The sequence below is a fragment of the Pseudoalteromonas sp. SG43-7 genome (genome assembly GCF_014164295.1).
Classification (GTDB): domain Bacteria; phylum Pseudomonadota; class Gammaproteobacteria; order Enterobacterales; family Alteromonadaceae; genus Pseudoalteromonas; species Pseudoalteromonas rhizosphaerae.
The window spans coordinates 1-251 of record NZ_JACJEY010000226.1 but is presented as its reverse complement, the minus strand read 5'-3'; the positions used below and the strand labels follow the sequence as shown (position 1 = coordinate 251).

1 rRNA gene is annotated in these 251 nt (G+C 38.2%); it reads right to left on the bottom strand.

The features are described from left to right. Positions 1–101: ribosomal RNA gene (locus tag H5200_RS24555) — 23S ribosomal RNA — on the bottom strand; the annotation flags it as partial. Between the last annotated feature and the right edge of the window lie 150 nt (positions 102–251).

Below are 251 nucleotides of genomic sequence, written 5' to 3'. Positions count from 1 at the left end.
AAGTGCTTTTTACTAGCTTGACTAGGCTTATCGCAAGTTAATACGTCCTTCATCGCCTCCAACTGCCAAGGCATCCACCGTGTACGCTTAGTCACTTAACCATACAACCCAAACGGGTCTTTGTTGTGTGACAGTTTAACTTCGCCAGAAGTTAATATTGAATACTAAAGTAGATACCAATCAACAAACAAAACGTTCATTAAATGGCACTGAATGATACTGCTATCATTCTTTTTTACTTTTGAAAACTC